The sequence below is a fragment of the Clostridium oryzae genome (assembly GCF_002029235.1).
GTDB lineage: Bacteria > Bacillota > Clostridia > Clostridiales > Clostridiaceae > Clostridium_AE > Clostridium_AE oryzae.
Genome location: NZ_MZGV01000121.1, coordinates 1 through 5,558, shown reverse-complemented (window position 1 = coordinate 5,558; position 5,558 = coordinate 1). Strand labels below are relative to the sequence as shown.

Here is a 5,558-nt window from a genome sequence, read left to right as displayed (position 1 = left end):
AATAAGAAGTTAGTATTATAAAAATGAGTATAATTTTTCTATTGGGGGGTATTTATATTGAACGGAATTAAGATAAGAAATAGAAAAAAAAAGGATGAAAAATTCAAAAAAAACATGATAACAAAAGAAAATGTGCTGCATAAAAAACCAAAGAACATAAAAATTAACATAAAAAACTTAACAATATCAAAAAAACTAACATTCGGATTTTCAATAACTTCAATACTTATTATAATTGTGGGATTCGTAGGTTTATATAATATAAATTCAATAAATAAAAATGCAGATTCTATGTACAATAATAATTTGATAGCTTTGAGCAATGTAAAAACTGTTAAAGAAAATGCAGTTAAAATGTCCGAAATAATATCTACTATGCTTTATCAGAATACTAATGACGCATTGTATCAGATAAATGGTCAATCAAATAAAAGAATTGAAGAGGCATCAATAAGTGTAAAAAAATTAAATGATCAAAATAAGTCAATAATACATGAACTCATCAAAAAAGGTGTAGACGAAAAAGAGCAAAAGATTCTTCAGCAATATGTTAAATATCAAAATAACTATGATAGCAGTGAGTCAGCTTTTATGGACACGGTCAAAAAAGGTGATAATACGAATATTCAAACGTCATTAAATAAGATGAATGTATCTCAACAAAGTATAAACACAGTACTAGATAGATTGATTAAAACTTACATTCAGGAAGCAAAAAACCAAAACGATAGAAACAGAAATATATATCTATATACAGTAGCTATAATGGTTGTAATGCTGATTCTAAGTTTTATAGTAGCTGTAATACTAGGCTATGTAATATCTAAAGGAATTACATCACGTATAAAACAAGTACTTAAATTTGCAAAAGATTTCGGAGATGGAGATTTAACTCAACAGATAAAGATTAGCAGTACAGATGAGATGGGAGAGCTTTTTATGTCTCTTAATACAGCAACTGCAAATGTAAAAGATCTCATTTCAGAAGTATCTGGAGGTTCTTACAAGGTTAGAGAATCAAGTGAAAAACTTTCTAGTGACGTAGCTAATATAAATCATAAAATCGCGAATATAAGCTTTTCAACAGAAGAAATTTCAAGAGGAGCTGAAGAACTTAGTGCTTCGGCTCAGGAAGTGAATGCGTCAATAGAAGAGTTAAATAGCGAAATAAATGTTATATTGCAAAAGGCTAATGATAGCTACAATGTTGCTAATGAAATACAAAATAGAGCAGAAGTAACAAAAATAAGAGGGGAGAAATCTATTGATAGTACAAGAAAAATATATGATGAGCAGTATGAAAAAATAATGAAATCTCTTCAGAAAGGGAAAGTAGTGAGTCAGATAGTAAAAATGGCAGAAGTAATAGGAGGAATAGCTGAGCAAACAAATCTTTTAGCTCTTAATGCAGCAATTGAAGCGGCTAGGGCTGGAGAACATGGTAGAGGTTTTTCAGTAGTTGCTGAAGAAGTAAGAAAATTAGCTGATGAAACGACAAGAACAGTATCTAACATACACGGTATAATAAATCAAGTTACAGATGCGTTTGAAGAATTATCCAGTAACTCACACGAAGTATTAGAGTATTTGGACACAAATGTAAAGAGTGATTATAACGAGTTTTTAAATATAGGTGTTCAGTATCAGAAAGATGCAAAATATGTAAGTAACTTATCTGAAGAATTGTCAGCTATAATAAGTAATGTTGCCAATGCAGTAGAAGAAGTTACGAATTCAGTTCAATCGGTCTCTGCTACTGCTCAGCAATCTGCAGCAAGTTCCCAAGAAATATTAAATGAGGTTAGTAATACTTCAAACACGATTAATGAAACTTCAGAGCTAGCCAAAATGCAACTTAAGCTTTCTGAGAAATTGGCAGCAATGCTGAAAAAATTCAGAGTTTAACAGTTATATAGCGTAAAGGGAATACACTCAAAATAAAATATAATGATATATAAAAAAATAGTATATTAATTAAAGAGTTGTCAATAATATATAGATGAATAATATAAAAACTTGTTTTTAACTAGGCAAGCATATTCAGTGCTCAGAGGCTATTTTGCATGTGTTTTATAGTTAAGCTGATTACCTATAAGTAGCGATTGATGGCTCTTTAATTTATTGGGCTAAATAGGATTAAAACGATGTTTATTTAGAGAATATTGATTAGTAAAAATAGCTATGATTTATTTACACATAAAAATACTATTTTTATAGAATAATAAGTTTATAAGGAGGTGGTTTCATGTCAGAAGAGAAACGTGATAGAAATGAGGATTTTAGTATAGTTCATATGCTTATAAGAATAGTTGTTTCTGCAATAGTATTGGCAATTACAGCTTTTATAACTCCAGGTTTCACCATATCGGGAATGTGGCCATTGATAATTGCAGCTGTAGTAATAGGTGTACTAGATTATTTGGTGGTTAGATTGACAAAGTTCGAGGCAAATCCATTTGGAAGAGGAATAATAGGATTTGTAATATCAGCTGCTATAATTTATTTAACTGGATATTTAGTAAGAGGAGTTGGAGTCACTTTTTGGGGTGCTCTAATCGCAGCACTTGTCATAGGAGTAATCGACGCTATAATCCCAGGAAAACAAGTTTTCTAATGTCTAGTATGCAATAACTATAGGGTTTCTATACGTAAACTTAACTTATACATGGTGAATTATCGAACGCTTCAACGATCATTCGACGTGTATAAGTTGATAGTTGAAGTAGAAACCCTATAAATATAAAAGAAATATAGGCAAGGAACTTCAGCTAGTATTATATGGAAACAGAAAAGCAAAGTTTGTTCATTATTTTTAGGATAGATTTTTAATTTATCGTAGTAAAATATTGGATGACAAGAGATGCCTTACTGCGACCATGATGATAGCTGAAGTTCTTTGTCTATCAATGATCTTTATAAAATTCTTTAGCTTACATATATTAAGAATAAATTATTGATCATACCATTAAATTTTATAAGCTAATGCAATTTGTATCATAATAAGCTTATAGATGATGTTATATTAAATTATATTTTGTATATCAGTTTCTTTATTTAATAAACTTCATATTATGTATAGTATGTATATTGGAAAATTATCATTTCTAAGGAGATACTAATATGAAAAATAGTAAAAAGTACAATCTATCATTGAATGATAGTGAGCGATACTTTGGAATTGCTTATAGAGTTGAAATAATACTGATTTTAGTGTTAGTTATAAATTGGAGTGTAGCATTATCTAAAATTATTATAGGCCTAAAAATAAATAGTACAAGTACGACTACAGATGGAATACATTCTCTTGGAGATGGAGCATCAAATATAGTAGGACTAATTGGAATATTTTACGCGAAGAAACCTGTCGATAAAAATCATCCATATGGTCATAGAAAATTTGAAATGTTAGCAGGATTGTTCATTGGGTTTATGCTTTTGGCCATAGGCCTAAAAATGGGAGTAACTGGTATATACAAAATGATGCAGCCACAAATGCATAAATTGAGTATGACTGTCCCCGGTATTATTATAATGTGTATAACTATATTTATAAATATAGCTGTGAGTAAATATGAGTATACGAGAGGAAAGAAACTTAAAAGTCAAATTTTAATATCAGATTCTCTCCATACTAAATCTGATATATTTGTTTCTATTGGTGTATTGATCACTTTAATTGGAATAAAATTAGGATTACCATCATTTATTGATACTGTAACTTCTGTAGTAGTCGCTGGCTTTATCTTACATGCTGCTGTAGAAATATTTATTTCTAATAGCAATATTTTGTTAGATAAAGTTGCTGTGGAACCCGAAAAGATAAGAAATATTGTGCTTGAATTCGATGAGGTCAAAGGCATACATCGAATCAGAAGTAGAGGAAATTCAAATGAGGTCTATATTGATTTTCATATCTTGTTAGAGCCTAATATGGATATAGAAAGATCCCATATTTTGATGCATAATATAGAAAAGAAAATCAATGATTCTATAGACAAAAAAGTGCAGGTAGAAATACATCTGGAACCTTATCATACTATAAAAAAGCAAGAGATGAAGATAAGCAGTACACAACAAATTTAGAACTTATTTTAATTTGCCTTTAATATCCTTTATTGTTTCTAATCTTTTATAGAATTGTTCCTCTTTGCCTTCTTTGGTAGGGAAATAATATTGATGGTTTAGCAAGCTATCAGGAAGGCATTGAATATTAGCAATCTTATCTTTTGTATCATGTGCGTAAATATATCCGGAGCCATAGCCTAAGTCTGACATAAGTTTTGTTGGTGCATTACGGATTTGAATAGGTACATTTTCAGTTGTAGTTTTTAATGCATCAGCTTTCGCGGCTTCATAGGCCTTATATATAGAGTTAGATTTAGGAGCAAGTGATAAATATATTACTGCTTCAGCCAAATTAACAGTACATTCGGACATGCCTATATAATGAGAAGCTTGATATGCTGCAACGGCTATTTGCAGTGCCATTGGGTCTGCAAGGCCAACGTCTTCTGATGCAAATCTAATAAGACGTCTTGCTACATATAGAGGATTTTCACCTTGTTCAAGCATTCTTGAAAGCCAATATACAGCAGCATCTGCATCGCTATTGCGCATTGATTTGTGGAGAGCAGATATCATGTTATAATGCTCTTCTCCAGTTTTATCATATAATAGAGTTTTTTTGTTTAAACAAGAAACAACTATTGACTCGTTTATCACAAATTTACCCCCTATCATCGGTGTGCTAGTTACACATAACTCTAGAGCATTTAATGCAGTTCTAACATCACCATGGGAAAAGTTGGCTATAAATTCTAAAGTTGAGTTTTCTATGGTTATGTCCATATGTGCATAACCATTTTTATGAGTTATCGCTCTCTTTAGTAAAAAAACTATGTCAGATAAATCAAGTGGATTAAGCACAAAAACTCTCATACGTGATAGCAAAGCCGAATTAATTTCAAAAGAAGGATTTTCTGTAGTAGCACCGATAAGGATTATACTTCCACTTTCCACATAAGGAAGAAAAGCATCCTGTTGAGCTTTATTAAATCTATGAATTTCGTCTATGAAAAGTATAGTTTTTATATTTGCCTTTCTATTAGCTTCAGCATCGTCCATTACAGACTTTATTTCTTTTATGCCAGAATTTACTGCACTAAAATCTATAAACCTTGAATTAGTCATGTTTGCGATTATCATGGCTAGAGTAGTTTTACCAACACCTGGGGGTCCCCATAAAATAAGAGATACAAGTCTATCATTCTCTATTAATGCTCTTAATGGTTTGCCTAGTCCAAGAAGGTGTTTTTGACCTACAAATTCACCTAAGTTTTTGGGGCGCATTCTATTGGCTAGCGGAGAAGATAATAAAGATTCTGTAAGATCCTGTTTATAGAATTTTTTATCATCAAATATGGAACCTTGAATCATGGACATATATATTTCCTTCCTATAATGAATAATGAATTTTTAGAACGAATGTTCTTATAAGTTTTATTTTAGCATAATGAATTTAGAAATCAAATAATAAATATAGAAGTAAAATATGATAC

Annotated in this window: 4 protein-coding genes; 3 read left to right on the top strand and 1 reads right to left on the bottom strand. The window is 30.6% G+C overall.

Annotation, left to right across the window (positions count from 1 at the left end):
* The first annotated feature begins 57 nt into the window (after positions 1-57).
* The 3 genes from CLORY_RS22315 (at position 58) to CLORY_RS22305 (ending at position 4,083) form a co-directional block, all read left to right on the top strand.
* Positions 58-1,905, top strand: a complete 1,848-nt coding sequence (locus tag CLORY_RS22315; RefSeq protein WP_079428713.1) for a methyl-accepting chemotaxis protein — start codon at positions 58-60, stop codon at positions 1,903-1,905.
* 340 nt (positions 1,906-2,245) lie between these two features.
* Entirely contained in the window at positions 2,246-2,614 is a 369-nt protein-coding gene (locus CLORY_RS22310; protein WP_079428710.1) for a phage holin family protein, read from the top strand.
* A 506-nt stretch (positions 2,615-3,120) separates the two neighbouring features.
* Positions 3,121-4,083 carry a cation diffusion facilitator family transporter gene (locus CLORY_RS22305; RefSeq protein WP_079428708.1) on the top strand — a complete coding sequence of 321 codons (963 nt, stop codon included), beginning with the start codon at positions 3,121-3,123 and terminating at the stop codon, positions 4,081-4,083.
* Positions 4,084-4,086: 3 nt separating this feature from the next.
* Here the strand turns inward: CLORY_RS22305 and CLORY_RS22300 are convergent, their stop codons facing one another.
* Complete coding sequence (locus CLORY_RS22300; RefSeq protein ID WP_341456663.1) at positions 4,087-5,442, bottom strand: replication-associated recombination protein A; 1,356 nt, start codon at positions 5,440-5,442, stop codon at positions 4,087-4,089.
* Positions 5,443-5,558: the final 116 nt, after the last annotated feature.